Raw genomic sequence first — 15,870 nt, forward strand, 5'->3', positions numbered from 1 at the left:
GTCATTTCATCAACCGCGAGAGATCATCATGACACCTCAAGAAGTCTCCGGAATCCGCATTCCGGACAGCCAGGTCGCCCGTGAGCTGACGCAGCTCATTCGCGACACCGAAAGCGACCTGCTCTACCACCACTCCTTGCGCGTCTATTGCTGGGGCGCGCTCGCGGGCCGCCGGGCAGGGTTGAAGTTCGATCCCGAACTGCTCTACGCAGCATCCATGTTCCATGACGTCGGGTTGACCGCGCGCTACGGGAACAGCCAGCTTCGTTTTGAAGTCGATGGTGCCAATGCGGCGCGCGATTTTCTTCGGAACCACGGCATTTCCGAAAGTGGAGTCGAGACGGTCTGGAACGCCGTGGCTCTCCACACGACGCCCGGAATTCCGCAGTTCATGCGGGCGGAGATCGCATTGGTGCAAGCGGGCGCCGGCATGGACGTTGCCGGCCGCAGCTACGACCAGTTCACTGCTGCGGAGCGCCAAGCCGTGCTCGCTGCGTTTCCGCGGGAATGCGATTTCAAGAGCGGGATCGTTGACGCCTTTTACCAAGGCTTGAAGCACCGTCCCGACAGCACCGTGGGCACGTTCAACGACGACTTCCTCGCATGCAAGGATCCGCACTTTCACCGCGTCGACATGTGCGCTGTCATTCATGCGTCGAAGTGGCATGGGTGAACTGCCGGTCGAGAGCTAGCGCCTTCTACGGCCGCTGCTCAACTCAGGCTCCAGCCATAGTCCGTCAAGAGCTCGAGGCCAAGGACATCTTGGTAGAACGCCCGGGCCCTACCTGGGCGGAGCGCCTCGAAATTGGCGACTATCCGTAAACTTGCAACATCGTTCTTCTTTCTGCTGTCGAGGATGGTGCTGCTTTGCTTCAACCGGAGGGGTGACCCCAACGGCGGCTTCTGGCCGAATTCTGCCTCCGCCTACACATGTCCCAAGTCATCAAGCCGGCGAAGCTCCTCGGCCTCCTCCTCGGACGCTTGGAAGATGTTTCGCAGAATCTGCGGAGTGATAGGCCGGCCAGCCTCACTGACAAGAGGCTGATGCCCGCCGTACTCCAGCGCCGAAAGCAGCGCCCGCGCTTTCGCAAAGACGTCTTCTGTTCGGTTGCCAAAAAGCTCCTGGTCGAACAAGGGTTCCCCGGCGGAAAGACGGTCACGCACGTCGAGAACACCTAGCTTTGTAATGCGGCGAACGTCACTCACCAGCGAGGCCGAAGGGTCGCACGGCGCTGTCGAAATGGTCACACGGCTCATCTTCGCTGGGAGGTGATAGTGGATGACTGGTCTTAGCCGGAAGCGCTATAGACATCGAGGGCTCGCTGCCTGCGGATCTGACGTTTCTGCTCGGCACTGGGCGGCTTGTAAGCGCCGGAAAGGCGGCGTCGGAGCGACTTTAACGCGGCGGCTTTTGCGCGCCTCACGCCCGGGTCGGTCACCGTCTGCGCCTCCGCCCACTCCAGTGATCCTTCGATTGGAGCCCCTCTCAAGGCACATAGGCAAAGTGTCTGCTGATGCGATGTGGTGGCACTGGCGAACGTCTCGATCACCAGGTCTCTCAACTTCTCCTGCTGATCTTGCGGTGGCACGAGACCGTCGTCGAAACTCGTCAACGTATTCAGCGCGCCGAGCGCTCGCCAGAACGGATCGTCTGGTTCGTCCGAAACGGCGATTGTCGACATGCAGTAGTCCAACAGCGCCGTTACGCAAGACTCGGTGCGAACTTCCTCAAGAACCGCAATGGCAAACGTCGCGAGCGTCCGATCGGTCAGCAAGTGCTGCAAAGAAGCAACGCCGCCGCGGCCGTAGGCGACGCAGGCCGCAGCCCAGCGCGCGAGCGGCACCACCCTTGTGCCCTCCTCAAGCAGACCGTCTTCGTGCCATCCGTGCTGCTCGCAGAGCCGTTCAATCTCATCAGCGCCGACAGCGCCATACGCCAGCGAAAACCGAATCAAGTCTTCCGGATGAACCGAGCCACCGTAGGACAGCAGTCCGGAGCCCTTGGCGGCCTTGCGGGCAAGATCATTGAATTTCATCGGAATTCGGTACGCATGCTTTTGCAGCCGTCATAGCGCATTCTGCCGTGCCATCAGCTGCTCTCCCGCACCACCAGCTCGAACCCCAAGTCCACCGTGCGTTCCGCCACGGTCTCCGCGCGCATCAGCGCGAGCAGCATGCCGGCCGCGCGCTCGCCCATCTCGTGCCGCGGGGTGCGCACGGTGGTCAGCGGCGGCAGCATCTGGTCGCTGCCGCCCAGGTCGTTGAAGCCGGCGATCGCCACGCGCTGCGGCACCGGCACGCCGTTGCGCAGCGCGGCGAGCAGCCCGCCCTGGGCGAGGTCGTCGTTGCAGTAGAAGATGGCGTCCAGGTCCGGGTGGCGCGCGAGCAGGTCCTCGAACTGGCGGCCGCCCAGCGCCATCGAGGTCGGGCCCGGCACCAGCAGTTCGAGCGCGGGATCGTGGCAGCCCGCCTCGCGCAGCGCCTCGCGGTAGCCCTCCAGGCGCAGCAGCACGCGCGGATCGAGCTGGCCGGCGGCATAGGCAATGCGCCGGCGGCCGCGCTGCAGCAGGTGCCGGGTGATGGCGCGGCCCGCGTCCCGCTGCGAAAACCCCACGCTGTGGATGCCGGGCGCGGCCGAGGTTTCCATCATGTACACGCAGGGCGCATGGCTGCGCTCGAGCATCTGCGCGGCTGCGGCGCTGCGGTCGAAGCCCGTCAGCAGCAGGCCCGCCGGGCGCTGCGAGAGGTAGCTGCGCAGCAGCGCTTCTTCCTGCGCGGGGTCGTAGTGGGTCACGCCGATGAGCGACTGATAGCCGTGCGGCGCGAGCGCGTCCTGCACCGCCTCGAGCAGTTCCACGAAGAGCTGGTTGGTCAGCGAGGGGATCAGCACCGCCACGTGGGAGCTGCGCGCCGAAGCCAGCGCGCGGGCCGCCACGTTGGGCACGTAGCCCAGTTGGTCGACCGCCGCCTGGACGCGGGCCTTCAGCTCGGGCGCCACGTTGCGCGCGCCCCGCAGTGCGCGCGACACGGTGATCGGGCTCACGCCCGAGACGCGGGCCACGTCGTCCAGCGTGACCTGGCTCGAGGAACGGGGACGGGGGCGGTCGGTTGCGTCGGCCATGGATCGAGGTTCTAAGGGTTAATACCAAGCTGCAATTGGACAGCGCTGTCCTAGGATAGCGCTGTCCCAGCCATTGGTGCTCCGGAAAAACCCGAGAACACCCCCAGCGCTGGCTTTTTTTGGATTGTGCGGGATAGCGCTATCCCTGGCACCACCGGCCGCTCCTGAAGCGGCCGGATTCAGGAGACATACACATGTTCGGAATGAGCAAAGAGGTGTTCCTGCTCGTCGACGCCCTGGTGGCGATCCTCGGGCTGATCCTTCTGATCACGCGCTGGCGCGTGCACCCCTTCATCGCGCTGACGCTGGCCGCGGGCTTCCTGGGCCTGACCTCGGGCATGCCCGTGGATCTGGTGATGAAGTCCTTCCAGGAGGGCTTCGGCGGGGTGCTGGGCTTCGTGGGCATCGTGCTGGGCCTGGGCACCATGCTCGGCAAGATGATGGCCGAGTCGGGCGGCGCCGACCGCATCGCGCGCACGCTGATCGACGCCTTCGGCCGCGAGCGCGTGCACTGGGCGATGATGTTCGCGGCCTTCCTGGTGGGCATCCCGCTGTTCTTCGAGATCGGCTTCGTGCTGCTGATCCCGCTGGTGTTCATCGTGGCGCGGCGCACCGGCGTGTCGCTGATCCGCATCGGCATCCCGCTGCTGGCCGGCCTGTCGGTGGTGCACGGCCTGGTGCCGCCGCATCCGGGGCCGCTGCTGGCCATCGGCGTGTTCGGCGCCGACATCGGCAAGACCATCTTCTACGGCCTCCTCGTGGGCCTGCCCACCGCGATGATCGCGGGCCCGATCTTCGGCAAGTTCATCTCGAAGTACGTGCCGGGCGAGGCCTCGCCCGAGCTGATGGAGCAGCTGGCGCACGAACCCGAGGCGCGCGATCTGCCCGGCTTCGGCATCACGCTGCTCACGGTGCTGCTGCCGGTGGGGCTGATGCTGCTGAAGACCTTCGCCGACGTGGCGCTCGACGACAAGAACGTGGTGCGCCACTGGATGGACTTCATCGGCCACCCGATCACCGCGCTGCTGGCGGCGCTGCTGCTGTCGCTCTACACCTTCGGCACCGCGCGCGGCTTCACCGCCAAGCAGATCATGAAGTTCGTCGACGACAGCCTCGCGCCCACCGCGGCGATCGTGCTGATCATCGGCGCGGGCGGCGGCTTCAAGCAGATGCTGGTCGCGAGCGGCGTGGGCAACGCGATCGGGCAGATGGCGCTGCATGCGCAGGTCTCGCCGGTCCTGCTCGCCTGGCTGGTGGCGGGGCTGATCCGCATCGCCACCGGCTCGGCCACGGTCGCCACCATCACGGGCGCGGGCATCGTCGCGCCGCTGGCCACCATGGTGCCGGGCGTGAACCGCGAGCTGCTGGTGCTGGCCACCGGCGCCGGCTCGCTGATCCTCTCGCACGTCAACGACGCGGGCTTCTGGCTGGTGAAGCAGTACTTCAACATGACGGTGGCCGAGACCTTCAAGACCTGGACCGTGATGGAAACGCTGATCTCGGTCGTGGCCATTGTGTTCATCATGCTGCTCGGCATGGTCGTGTAAGCCAAGGGACAAGCATGGGCCGCATCGTCATCGGGGTCGACATCGGAACCACCAGCACCAAGGCGGTGGCCTTCACGCCGGCCGGGCGCGTGCTGGCGCACGACGCAGTCGAGTACCCGCTGCTGCAGCCCGAGGCCGCAGCCGCCGAGCAGGACCCGGAGCAGATCTTCCAGGCCGTGCTCGCGGCCATTGCCGGCTGCGTGAAGCAGAGCAAGGCCGCGCCCGCCGACGTGCTCGCGGTGTCCTTCAGCGCGGCGATGCACAGCCTGATCCTGGTCGACGGCGCTGGCGCGCCGCTCACGCGCAGCATCACCTGGGCCGACCACCGCGCCTCGGCCTGGGCCGGGCGCATCCGCGACCAGTGGGACGGCCTGGCGATCTACCGCCGCACCGGCACGCCGATCCATCCGATGTCGCCGCTGGCCAAGCTGGTGTGGCTGCGCCACGAGCGCGCCGACCTGTTCGCGCGGGCTGCGCGCTTCGTCGGCATCAAGGAGTACGTGTTCTTCCGGCTCTTCGGCCAGTGGCAGGTCGACCATTCGATCGCCTCGGCCACGGGGCTGTTCGACATCGAGCGGCTCGACTGGGACGAGGGCGCGCTCGCGCTGGCCGGCGTGCGCGCCGACCAGCTGCCGCGCCCGGTGCCGACCACCTGGCACATCGAGGGCCTGGCGGCGGAGACCGCGGCGCAGCTGGGCCTGGCGCGCGACACCCCGTTCGTGATCGGCGCCAACGACGGCGTGCTCTCCAACCTGGGCGTGAACGCGATGGCGCCCGGCGAAGTGGCCGTGACCATCGGCACCAGCGGCGCGATGCGCACCGTGGTCGACCACCCGATGACCGATCCCGAGGGCCGCACCTTCTGCTATGCGCTGGCCGAGCGGCGCTGGGTGGTGGGCGGGCCGGTGAACAACGGCGGCATCATCCTGCGCTGGGTGCGCGACGAGTTCGCCTCGGCCGAGGCCGAGACCGCCAAGCGCCTGGGCATCGACACCTACGAGGTGCTCACGCGCATCGCCGAGCGGGTCTCGGCGGGCTCCGAAGGGCTGGTGTTCCATCCCTTCCTCACCGGCGAACGCGCACCCTACTGGAACGCGGACCTGCGCGGCTCCTTCTTCGGGCTGGGCATCCACCACCGCAAGGAGCACATGATCCGCGCGGTGCTCGAGGGCGTGATCTTCAATCTGCACAGCATCCTGCCGGCGGTCGAATCGATCGCGGGCCCGAGCGCCCGCATCAAGGCCACCGGCGGCTTCGCGCGTTCGGGCATGTGGCGCCAGATGATGGCCGACGTGTTCGACCGCGAGGTGGTGGTGCCCGAGAGCTTCGAGAGCTCCTGCCTCGGCGCCGCGGTGCTCGGGCTCTATGCGCTGGGCCATGTCGATTCGCTGGACGTGGTCGCGGGCATGGTGGGCGCGACCCACCGCCACACGCCCAACGCCAAGAACGCCGCGCTCTACCGGCAGCTGCTGCCGGTGTTCCTCTCGCTGCCGCGCAAGCTCGGCGAGGAATACCGGCTGCTGGCCGCGTTCCAGCAGCAGACGGCGGTGCCGCCGCCGGTGCGCAAAGGCTGACGGCTGCGCTTCGCCCAGCCCCTTTTTGGAGATCCGGCTTTGCTGAACACGACGCCGCAGGCCTTCGCTCCCCAGCAGGTGTTCGATGCCTGCGCCACGGTCCACTGCGAGGGCGCCTGCGCGCCTTCGCCGCGAGAGAGCAATCCGCGCTGCCTGCATGAACACGAGCTGCACCTGATCGGCGCGAGGCCTGCGCGCCTGCGCATCGGCGGCGGCACGGACCAGGAGACGCACAGCTTCGCGCCCGGCACCGTCGTGCTGCTCGGTCCGCGGCTGCCGCGCAGCCTTGCGTTCGAGCACCGCGCGTCCCCGGGCGGCGACGCCGCTGGCGCGCTGGTGCTGCGCTTCAGCGATGAGCTGCTGCGCCGCGGCATGGCGCTTTTTCCGGAGCTCGGCGATGCCGGCCCGCTGCTGGCGCGTGCGCGCCAGGGCGTGCAGTTCGTCGGCCTCGGCGCGGACACGCTCGCGCGCCTGCGCCGCATCGAGACGCTGCGCGGGCTTGCGCGATTTTCCGAATTCATCGCACTGCTGAACGAGCTCGCGCAATGGCGCGACTACCGCCTGCTGGCCGATGTCTTCCTTGCCGATGCCGGCTTCGACGAGGACGGCCGGGCGCTGCGCATCCACAAGGCGATCGACTACATCCGCGACAACTATGCCGAGGCGCTGTCGCTGGCCGAGGTCGGCGCGATCGCAGGCATGCGCGAGAACGCGTTCTCGCGCAGCTTCCGCCGCGCCACCGGCCAGACCTTCACCGACTTCGTCAACGGCCTGCGCGTGGCCAGGGCCTGCCGCCTGCTGGCGTCGACGCGCCAGCAGGTGAGCAGCATCTGCTACGAGGTGGGCTTCAACAACATCTCGAATTTCAATCGGCACTTCCGCCGGATCAAGGGCATGACGCCGGGCGAATTCCGCGGCGGCCGGATGTGAACGCGGGCCGCGCCGGGCATCGGGGCACGCCGGTCCTCGCGTGCCTGGTACTTCGTCTCGCCATCGGCCAGGTGGTGGGGGTTCTCGAAGGCCGCGGCGTTGCGCTCGGACGTGGCCGCGCGAAGAAGCTCAGGACGCGGCCGCCGCCCGGCGAAACATGGTCCGCCGCGTGTTGCGGAAAGCCGGCCGCACGCGCGAACTCCAGGGCGTCGCGCGCACCGCCAGCCACGCGGGGCTGCCCAGGGCCCCGGGGTCCGCAAGGTCGTAGCAGGCGTAGTAGCGCGGCGAGCCCGCCAGGTCGATGTAGCGTGCGGCCCGGACGGTCCCGGGCACGGCGGCGAGGCCGGGCAGGTGCTCCTGCGCATACCAGGCATTGAGTTCGTCCTCGAGTTCGGGCAGCACGTCCGTCTCCACGACGTAGTGGTGCGTGGCGACGCGGCCGGCCGAGGCACCCGGCACTTCCTGCAGGCAGGCGAGCCGCCGCCACCCGCCCACGCCGCCTTCCGCGGGCGGCTTGGGGCTCGAAACATAGAAATAGGCCAGGTGCCCGTCCACGGCCTGCCACGGTCGCGCTTCGCGCAGCCACGAACCTGCCAGCGGCCCCGCCACCGATGCGTCATGCCTGAGAAGCCAGAGGTCCTGCATTCGAATGGCCTCGTTCAATGCGCCACATTCAGCGCGACAAGCAGGCGCGACACCATGTTGTAGGCCGCCACGGTCGCCACGACTTCCACCACGCCCTTGGCGTCGAAGTGCTGCTGCACGCGGCCCATGAGTTCGTCCGGCACCACGACCTGCCGGGTCATGGCATCGGTCAGCTCCAGCACCAGGCGCTCGAGCGGCGCGAACACGCCGGACAGCACGTCCTGGCGCACCGCGTCGATCTTCTCGGCGCTCACGCCCGCCTTCTGCGCATGGGGCACGTGCGCGTCGTACTCGAAGCTTGCGCCGTTGAGCACCGCGACCCGCAGGATCATCAGCTCGCGAAGGTCGGCCGGCACGCCGGTCTGGTTGCGCACCGCCGTGAGCATGCGTTCCCAGCCCGAGGCGATCGGCCCGCTGTTCAGCAGCACCTGGTAGAGCAGCGACACGCGGCCGCGCTCGGCCATGATGCGGGCTTCGACCTCGGCCAGTTTCGGATGGGTGCCGGGCTGCACGAGGGGTACGCGGATGGATGTGCTCGTCGTCATCATTCGGCCCTGATGTTCTTGGCGCGGATCAGCTTGGCCCACTTCTCGGTGTCGCGCTTCTGGATGGCCGCGAGTTCCTGCGGGGTGGAGCCCACCGGCTCGGTGCCGGTCTTCAGCAGTTTCTCGCGCACCGCCGGGTCGGCCAGCGTGCGGCGCACCGCCTTGTTGACGGCCGCGACGATTTCCGGCGGCGTCTTCGCAGGCGCGAACAGCGCATACCAGTTGTTGGTGTCGACGCCCTGGATGCCTTGCTCTTCCAGCGTCTTCACCTCGGGCAGCGAAGGATGCCGCTTGCCCGACGCCACGCCGAGCGCCTTGAGCCGCCCGCCCTGCAGGTGTCCGAGCAGCCCCGGCACGTCGCCGAAGAAGCCGCTGATCTGGCCGCCCATCAGGTCCGTGATGGCGGGAGCGGCGCCCTTGTAGGGCACATGAAGCAGCTTCGCGCCGCTCGCATCGGCGAGCTGCTCGATCGCCAGGTGCGGAATGCTTCCGGTGCCGGAGGAGCCCATCGGCGTGGGATCGGCGCGCTTCTTCGTCGCGACCACGAACTCGGCCGCGTCCCGGGCCGGGTTGGCCTGCTGCGCCACCAGCAGCTCGACGTTGTTGACCACCAGCGAGACCGGCACGAAGTCGCGCTGCATGTCGTAGGGAAGCTTCTCGTAGAGCGAAGAATTGATGGCCGCCGCGCCCACGCTGGTGAACCACAGCGTGCTGCCGTCCGGCGCCGATTTCATGACATCGACGGCGCCGATCGCGCCATTGGCGCCCGGCTTGTTGTCGATGAGGACCGTGCGGCCCAGCTCCTTGCCGAGCCGTTCGGACAGGGTCCGCGCGACCGCGTCGACAGGGCCGCCCGATGTAAAGGAAACGACGATCCGCGTCGTCTTCGGCTGCGCGTGCACGGCGGGCATCGGCAGCGCGGCGAATGCCGCCGCGAGCAGGTAGCGCTTGATCATGGATGTCTCCGTCTTTCTTGCAGGGGCTCGAGCCTCAGTCGCAGCGCGCGGTCATGCCGCCGTCGACGATCAGTTCGGTGCCGGTGATGAACCGGGCCTCGTCGCTCGCCAGGAACAGCACCGCGCTCGCGGTGTCGCGGCCGTCGCCCATGAAACCGAGCGGAATGCGCTTCTGGCGCTGGGCCAGCAGGGCATCGACGTTGCCGCCGGCGCGCTGTTTTGCCAGCCGCGTCTCGACCATCGGCGTGTGCAGCTGGCCCGGCACCACGCTGTTGACCCGCACGCCCTGCGCCGCGTGCTGGACCGCGATCACGCGCGACATCTGGATCACGCCGGCCTTGGTCGCGGCGTACGCGACCTGCGCACTGCCGGTCCAGCGCAGGCCCGAGGTGGAGGAAATGTTGACGATCGATCCCGCACCCTTCGCAAGCATCGTGGGAAGCACGTGCTTGCAGGTGAGGAACACGCTCTTGAGGTTCACGTCGACCTGCAGGTTCCATGTTTCCTCGGCCAGTTCCACCGGCCCGCCTGCGGCCGAGCCGCCCACGTTGTTGACGAGGATGTCGATGGTGCCGTAGCTGTCCAGGCAGGCGGCCGCCATGGCCGCGACGCTCTCGTTGCTCGTGACGTCGCACAGCCATGGCGTGATCGATGCACGGGCCTCGCCGGCCAGCTCGAGCGTTTCTTCGAGCCGTGCGCGGTCGCGGTCCACCGCCAGCACCTTGGCGCCTTCCTCGGCCAGGCGCACGGCAATCGCGCGGCCATTTCCCCAGCCGGCGCCGACGCAGCCGGCGCCGGTCACGATGGCCACCTTGTTCTCGAAGCGCGGGCTCATGGCTGGTCTCCAAATCGGTAGAGGCGTTGCGGGTTGTCGACCAGCAGCGCATGGCGCGCGGATTCGCTCGGCGCCATCTCGGCAATGAGGTCGACGAGCTGCTGTTCGTCGGGCACGGGGCCCGCGTGGTTGGGATGCGGCCAGTCGTTGCCCCACACCACCCGGTCGCCGAATTCCGCGACCAGCTTCCGCGCGAAGGGCAGGGCGTCGGCATAGGGCGGACCCTGCCGCGTGATGCGGTCCATGCCGCTCACCTTGACCCAGAAGTGTTCGTGGGCCATCAGCCCGAGCAGCGCGCGGAAGTCGGGCTGGTCCAGGCCCCGCGACGCATCGATGCGCCCGATGTGGTCGATCACCACCGGCGTCGGCGAACGGCGCAGCGCCGGCGCCAGGTCCGTGAGCAGGGCCGGATCGCCGTGGATCTGCAGATGCCAGCCGAGCGGCGCAAAGCGGCCCGCGAGCGACAGCACCTCCTCGATGGGGGTGTGGCGGCCCAGGTGGCCCATGAAGTTGAAACGGACGCCGCGAAAACCCGCTGCGTCCAGGCGCCGGAGCTCCGCATCGCCGACGTGGGTCGGCAGCAGCGCGATGCCGCGGTAACTCGAAGGCCGCGCGGCGACCGCGTCTTCGGTGGCCCGGTTGTCGAAGCCATGGCAGGCCGACTGCACGACCACGCAGCGCTGCAGCCCGAGCCGGTCGTTCAGCGCGTAGAGGGCTTCCTTCGGCGCATCGGCCCCGGGAACGAAGCTGGCGTCCTCGGCGTAGGGAAATCGCGTGCGGGGCCCGAACACATGGCAATGGGCATTGCAGGCCCCGGAGGGGAGGGTGGAGGTCATGCATGCAGTTTCCCGGCTGCGGGCGGTATGCGTAAGGACGGCATCTCTATATCAGCTATGCTGCCTGGCTATGGAACTGCGCCAGCTTCAGTATTTCGTCGCCGTGGTCGATGCGGGGAGCTTCAGCCGTGCGGCCGTGGTGCTCGACCTGGCGCAGCCCAGCTTGAGCAGGCAGATCGCGCTGCTGGAAGCGGACCTCGGGCAGCGGCTGCTGGTCAGAACCGGGCGCGGCGTGACCCCCACGGATGCGGGCGAAGCCTTGCTGGTTCACGCGCGCGCCATGCTCGAGATCTCGCGCCGCGCGCGCGACGAGCTCGGCGAGATGGAGGAAAGCCCGGGCGGCCGGATCGTGGTCGGCATGCCGCCGCGGGTGGCCCTGGGCTTGAGCGCGCCCCTGATCCGGCGCTTCAGGCAGAGGTTCCCGCGCGCCGTCATCACCGTGCTCGAAGGCCTGAGCGTGGCGCTGCGCGAATCGCTCGTCGCAGGGCGGCTGGACCTGGCGCTGCTCTTCGATCCCGCGCCCTCGGCCCAGCTTTCGTTCCAGCCGCTGATGCGCGAGAAGCTTTTGCTGGTGGCGCCGCCCAAAAGCAAGCTGCCGGCCCGCGTCGGCTTGCCGGCGCTCGCCAACTATCCCATGGTGCTGCCCAGCGCGCCGAACGCGATCCGGCACTTGCTCGACTCGGTGCTGGGCCCGCGCGGTGTCGAGCTCCAGGTGCTCGCGGAGGTGGGTGCGGTGCGCACCGTTCTCGCGCTCGTCGCGACCGGCGTCGGATGCACGATCCTTCCGGAGAGCGCCTTGAGTGCCGCCGACGACGAGGCCCTGCCGCGCGCGCCGATCGGGCCGCCCGCCATCTGGAATGCGCTGGTCCTCGCGACGCCGACGGCGCGCCCGGCCACCCGGCTCGTGCGTGGCACGGCGCAGCTGCTCCAGGAACTGGATTTCCGGCGCCCCCAGGTCGAATAGCCAACAGGCATAGCTGGTATAGGGCAAGATTGCTTACGGGCTGCGGCGGGCCCGCCGAGACTGCCGGTCATGCCCACCGATACCCCACTCCATCCCGCCAGGCGCGAGCCGCCGGCGAGCAAGCTGCTCTCCTACCGGCCCCGGAATTCGAACGGAACAACGGTCGAGATCGAATTCCACGACCAGGGCGCCGGCCCGGTCATCTGCATCCTGCCTTCGCTCGCGCGCTCGGGGCGGGACTACGACGTGGTCGCGGACCTGCTGTGCGACGCCGGCTTCCGCGTGCTGCGGCCCGAGCCCAGAGGCGTCGGCCGCAGCCGCGGGCCGATGGAGAACCTGGACATGCACGATTTCGCGGGCGACGTGGCCGCGGTTCTCGACCATGCGCAAACCGGGCCGGTGGTCATCGTCGGCCATGCCTGGGGCAGCCAGCCGGCGCGTGCGCTGGCGGCCGATCGTCCGGACCTGGTGCGCGGCATCGTCATGGCAGCGGCGTCGGCGGGCAAGCTGCCGCCGGGCTCGACCGAGAGGCCGTACAGCCGCCTGCGCGACGCGATCGACGGCGCCGGGGATCCGTCCCTCTCGCAGGCCGAACGCCTCGCCTGCCTGCGCAAGGCCTTCTTCGCACCCGGGCACGACCCGAGCGTGTGGCTCGACGGCTGGTTTCCGGCCGCGCACGAAGCGCAGGGCCGCGCGCGCGAGAACACGCCGATCGACGACTACTTCTCGGGTGGAAAGACGGCGCCGATCCTGGACCTGCAGGCCGAGCACGACGCGGTCGTCATTCCCGATGTCATGCAGCCCCTGTTGGGCGAGCGGGTCACGGTCCGGGTCATCCGCGACGCGGGGCATGCGATGGCGCCCGAGCAGCCGCACGCCATGAGCGCGGCGATCGCCGAGTTCGCGCGCGGCATCTAGAAATCCAAGAGAAGGAGACACAGCATGCTGAAAAAGATCATTTCGCTGTCCAGGTTCGCGCTGCTGGGAGCTGCCGTCGCGGGCGCCCAGGTCTGCAGTGCGGACGACTATCCGAGCAAGCCCATCCGGATGGTCATTCCCTACACGCCCGGAGGCTCCATCGACACCGTGGGCCGCATGGTGGCCGACCAGCTGCAGCGGCAGCTGGGCCAGCCGATCGTCATCGAGAACACGCCGGGCGCCTCCGGGGTGCTCGGGTCGCTGAATGTCAGGAAGGCCAAGGCCGATGGCTACACCCTGCTGTTCAATGCATCGAGCCAGGTGTACCTGCCGCTCGTCCTCGCCAAGAAGAGCTATGACGCGGAGAAGGACTTCACCCCCGTGGGACAGATCGGCTACGTGCCGTTGATCGTGGCGGTCAACAACGATGTTCCGGCCAAGAACCTCGCCGAATTCGCGGCGCTGGCCAGGGCGAACCCCGACAAGTACACCTGGGCGACCTCGGGCCTCGGGACCACGAGCCACCTCAGCGAGGAAATGATCAATCGCGCGCTGAAGCTCAGGATGGCGATCATTGCGTACAAGGGCGCGGTGCCGCAGCTGACCGACGTCATCGGGGGGCACGTCTCGGCGGCGGTGTCTCCGATGCCCGGCGTCCACTCTTTCGTGCAGGCCGGCCGCCTGCGCGCACTGGCTGTCACGAGCAAGACGCGGGTGCCGAGCATGCCCGAGGTTCCGACGGTCGCGGAAAGCGGCATCCCGGGCTTCGAGCTCCTCTCGTGGTACGGCATCTGGGGGCCGGCCCACATGCCGGCAGCGGTGGTCGACCGCCTGAACGCGGAAATTGCCAAGGCGGTCGACACGCCCGCGCTCAAGGCCAAATTTGCCGAGCTGTCCTTCATTGCGGCCAGGTCGAATCCCGCGCAGTTCCGCGAGCTGATCCGCGAGGACCTGTCGAAGATCGGCCAGGCGGTCAAGGAAGCCAACATCCGGATCGACTTCTAGCGGGCGCGCGAGGGCGGCGGCTCGGCCGCGAGCAGGACCGCCCTTGCCCGGTCGCGCAGGGCCAGCAACGGCCCCTTCAATTCCGCTTCGGTCTCCTGCATGCTGCCTGCCGTGGTGACGCTGACATTGAAGACATAGATGGGCCGCTGCGCCATGACGAGCGGCGCCGCCATGGCGACGACTTCCGGCTGCCAAGACGCCACGCAGTAGCCGCGCTCTTCGACACTCGCGATCGCGGCCTTGATCTCGTCGCGTAGGCGGCCCCATTCGGAGCGCCGCCCCGCCTTGAACCTTGCCATCAGCGCGCGGCGCTCGTCCTGCGGCGCCACGGCCAGGTAGGCCCTGCCGAGCGAGGTGAGCTCCATCGGCACGCGCTGGCCCGCAACCACGTTGCGCAGTGCGACTTTCCGGTTGTAGCGCACGGACTCCAGGTAGACCATCTCGTCCCGGTCGGGCGCGGCCAGGCCGACGTTGATGCGCATCTTTTCCGCCAGCGTCCGCATCAGCGGCGCCACCGCGTTCAGCACGGGCGAACCCGAGCGCATGGCGTGGCCCAGGCTCAGCACCGGCGCGGCCAGCCGGTAGGCCCGGCGGCTGCGGTCGTGCTCGAGCAGGCCGGTCTCGACCAGCGTTTGCGCGAGGCGGCTGACCGTCGCGCGCGAGAGGCCGGTGCGCTCCGCGATCTCGCCGTTGCCCAGCAGGTCGGCGCCGGGGCGGAAGGCCCTCAGGATCTCGATGCCCCGCACCAGGGAGCGGTTCAGCAGCGGGTCTTCGTGGTGCTGGCGCCGGGGCGCGGGGTCTGCAGGAGCATGCATGGCAAGGTGGGAGAGGTGTGCCGGCGGAGCCTATCTCAAATTCCATGCAATGGAAATGTGGGGATGCGCGGCGGCGCCCGCGTCCCTAAGCTTGGACCCGTCGATGAGAAGAGCCGCAGCGCCGCCCTCGATGCCTGCCTTCTCACATTTCTTTTGACGGAGACAAACCATGCAGAACCCGATGACGCTGGCACGCGCCAGGCATGCCATCCTTCTTTCGCTGGCCTGCGCGGTCGGCGGCCTCGTCGCGATGCCGGCGCGCGCGGCCTTTCCCGACAAGCCGATCAAGCTCGTGGTGCCGTTCGCACCCGGCGGCGGCACCGACCTGGTGGCCCGCACCATGGCCATCGCGATGGGGCAGGAGCTGGGGCAGCCCGTGATCATCGACAACAAGCCCGGCGCGGGCACGATCATCGGCACGGACGCGGTGGCCAAGAGCGCACCCGATGGCTACACGATGGTGATGGCAACCGTGGCGCACGTCGTGAACCCGAGCCTCCAGCCCAAGCTCCCGTACAACCACGAGAAAGCCTTTGCGCCGGTCATGCTGGTAGGCATCTCGCCGAACGTGCTGGTGGTTCGCGCCGACAGCCCGCTCAAGTCGGTGAAGGACCTGATCGATGCGGCCAGGGCCCATCCGGGCAAGCTGTCCTTTGCGTCGCAGGGCGCGGGCACCTCGGCCCACCTGGCCGGCGAACTCTTCAAGAATCTCACCAAGACCGACATCACCCACATCCCGTACCGCGGTGCCGGCCCCGCCATCACCGACCTGCTAGGCGGACAGGTCGACGTGATGTTCGCGACCGCCGCGGCGGTGGGCAGCTTCGTCGAGAGCGGCAAGCTGCGCGCGCTGGCCGTGACGACCGCCGCGCGATCCGCGGCCCACTCGCTCGCAAAGGTGCCGACGATCGCGGAGAGCGGCGTGCCGGGCTATGTCGCAGACAGCTGGTACGGCCTGTACGCGCCCGCCGGCACCCCGGCCGACGTGATTGCGCGCCTGAATGCCGCGGCGAAGAAGGCCGTGCAGACGGACGCCTTCCGCAAGCGGGTGGAGTCCGAGGGCCTCGTCATCAACGGCGGCTCGCCGCAGGACTTCGACAGGTACGCCAAGGGCGAGGAAGCGCGCTGGCGCAAGGTGGTCAAAGAAAACAACATCACGGCCGAATGAACGGAGAAATC

General features: G+C 68.5%; 17 protein-coding genes. 8 read left to right on the top strand and 9 right to left on the bottom strand.

All coding sequences use genetic code 11. The features are described from left to right. Nucleotides 1-28 precede the first annotated feature (28 nt). Nucleotides 29-673 carry an HD domain-containing protein gene (locus tag ACAM54_RS30835; protein ID WP_369651202.1) on the top strand — a complete coding sequence of 215 codons (645 nt, stop codon included), beginning with the start codon at nt 29-31 and terminating at the stop codon, nt 671-673. 251 nt (nt 674-924) lie between these two features. Here ACAM54_RS30835 and ACAM54_RS30840 read toward each other — a convergent pair whose 3' ends face one another. Genes ACAM54_RS30840 through ACAM54_RS30850 form a run of 3 tightly spaced genes read right to left on the bottom strand, consistent with a single transcriptional unit; the run spans nt 925 to nt 3,121 of the window. After that, on the bottom strand, nt 925-1,257 hold the full coding sequence (locus ACAM54_RS30840) for a hypothetical protein (RefSeq protein WP_145747688.1): 333 nt from the start codon (nt 1,255-1,257) through the stop codon (nt 925-927). Between the two features lie 32 nt (nt 1,258-1,289). Continuing rightward, the gene (locus ACAM54_RS30845; protein WP_369651201.1) at nt 1,290-2,036 is read right to left on the bottom strand and encodes a hypothetical protein; all 747 of its coding nucleotides are present in this window, start codon (nt 2,034-2,036) and stop codon (nt 1,290-1,292) included. A 53-nt stretch (nt 2,037-2,089) separates the two neighbouring features. After that, nucleotides 2,090-3,121: a LacI family DNA-binding transcriptional regulator gene (locus ACAM54_RS30850; protein WP_369651200.1), complete on the bottom strand. Its 1,032-nt coding sequence runs from the start codon at nt 3,119-3,121 to the stop codon at nt 2,090-2,092. Nucleotides 3,122-3,315: 194 nt separating this feature from the next. Between ACAM54_RS30850 and ACAM54_RS30855 the strand changes: the two genes are divergently transcribed. The 3 genes from ACAM54_RS30855 to ACAM54_RS30865 are packed head-to-tail and all read left to right on the top strand — an operon-like array spanning nt 3,316 to nt 7,172. Further along, on the top strand, nt 3,316-4,668 hold the full coding sequence (locus ACAM54_RS30855) for a GntP family permease (RefSeq protein ID WP_369651199.1): 1,353 nt from the start codon (nt 3,316-3,318) through the stop codon (nt 4,666-4,668). A gap of 14 nt (nt 4,669-4,682) precedes the next feature. Next, the gene (gntK, locus tag ACAM54_RS30860; protein ID WP_369651198.1) at nt 4,683-6,242 is read left to right on the top strand and encodes a gluconokinase; all 1,560 of its coding nucleotides are present in this window, start codon (nt 4,683-4,685) and stop codon (nt 6,240-6,242) included. 39 nt (nt 6,243-6,281) lie between these two features. Then, the gene (locus tag ACAM54_RS30865; protein ID WP_369651197.1) at nt 6,282-7,172 is read left to right on the top strand and encodes a helix-turn-helix domain-containing protein; all 891 of its coding nucleotides are present in this window, start codon (nt 6,282-6,284) and stop codon (nt 7,170-7,172) included. A gap of 129 nt (nt 7,173-7,301) precedes the next feature. Here ACAM54_RS30865 and ACAM54_RS30870 read toward each other — a convergent pair whose 3' ends face one another. From ACAM54_RS30870 to ACAM54_RS30890, 5 genes are read right to left on the bottom strand one after another with little or no spacing between them, the layout of a single operon-like run. Beyond that, nucleotides 7,302-7,817, bottom strand: a complete 516-nt coding sequence (locus ACAM54_RS30870; RefSeq protein WP_192326797.1) for a DUF4286 family protein — start codon at nt 7,815-7,817, stop codon at nt 7,302-7,304. A gap of 14 nt (nt 7,818-7,831) precedes the next feature. Next, entirely contained in the window at nt 7,832-8,365 is a 534-nt protein-coding gene (locus tag ACAM54_RS30875) for a carboxymuconolactone decarboxylase family protein (protein WP_369651196.1), read from the bottom strand. Next, nucleotides 8,362-9,318, bottom strand: coding sequence for a Bug family tripartite tricarboxylate transporter substrate binding protein (locus tag ACAM54_RS30880; protein WP_369651195.1), 957 nt, complete (start codon nt 9,316-9,318; stop codon nt 8,362-8,364). The genes ACAM54_RS30875 and ACAM54_RS30880 overlap by 4 nt, the downstream gene beginning before the upstream one ends. A gap of 34 nt (nt 9,319-9,352) precedes the next feature. Then, entirely contained in the window at nt 9,353-10,153 is an 801-nt protein-coding gene (locus ACAM54_RS30885; protein WP_369651194.1) for an SDR family NAD(P)-dependent oxidoreductase, read from the bottom strand. After that, entirely contained in the window at nt 10,150-10,989 is an 840-nt protein-coding gene (locus tag ACAM54_RS30890) for an amidohydrolase (protein WP_369651193.1), read from the bottom strand. The genes ACAM54_RS30885 and ACAM54_RS30890 overlap by 4 nt, the downstream gene beginning before the upstream one ends. Before the next feature lie 70 nt (nt 10,990-11,059). On the opposite strand from ACAM54_RS30890, the gene ACAM54_RS30895 reads away from it, so the two are divergent. The 3 genes from ACAM54_RS30895 (at nt 11,060) to ACAM54_RS30905 (ending at nt 13,876) form a co-directional block, all read left to right on the top strand. Next, a complete protein-coding gene (locus ACAM54_RS30895; RefSeq protein WP_369651192.1) occupies nt 11,060-11,953 on the top strand; it encodes a LysR substrate-binding domain-containing protein in 894 nt (297 codons plus the stop codon). A gap of 69 nt (nt 11,954-12,022) precedes the next feature. Next, nucleotides 12,023-12,871, top strand: coding sequence for an alpha/beta fold hydrolase (locus ACAM54_RS30900; protein ID WP_192326804.1), 849 nt, complete (start codon nt 12,023-12,025; stop codon nt 12,869-12,871). Nucleotides 12,872-12,895: 24 nt separating this feature from the next. Further along, nucleotides 12,896-13,876: a tripartite tricarboxylate transporter substrate binding protein gene (locus tag ACAM54_RS30905; RefSeq protein WP_209503178.1), complete on the top strand. Its 981-nt coding sequence runs from the start codon at nt 12,896-12,898 to the stop codon at nt 13,874-13,876. Here the strand turns inward: ACAM54_RS30905 and ACAM54_RS30910 are convergent. Continuing rightward, on the bottom strand, nt 13,873-14,691 hold the full coding sequence (locus tag ACAM54_RS30910) for an IclR family transcriptional regulator (RefSeq protein ID WP_369651191.1): 819 nt from the start codon (nt 14,689-14,691) through the stop codon (nt 13,873-13,875). The genes ACAM54_RS30905 and ACAM54_RS30910 overlap by 4 nt on opposite strands. Nucleotides 14,692-14,860: 169 nt before the next feature. On the opposite strand from ACAM54_RS30910, the gene ACAM54_RS30915 reads away from it, so the two are divergent. Further along, complete coding sequence (locus ACAM54_RS30915) at nt 14,861-15,859, top strand: tripartite tricarboxylate transporter substrate binding protein (protein WP_145747673.1); 999 nt, start codon at nt 14,861-14,863, stop codon at nt 15,857-15,859. Nucleotides 15,860-15,870: the final 11 nt, after the last annotated feature.

The sequence above is a fragment of the Variovorax sp. V93 genome (assembly GCF_041154485.1).
Taxonomy (GTDB): domain Bacteria; phylum Pseudomonadota; class Gammaproteobacteria; order Burkholderiales; family Burkholderiaceae_C; genus Variovorax; species Variovorax beijingensis_A.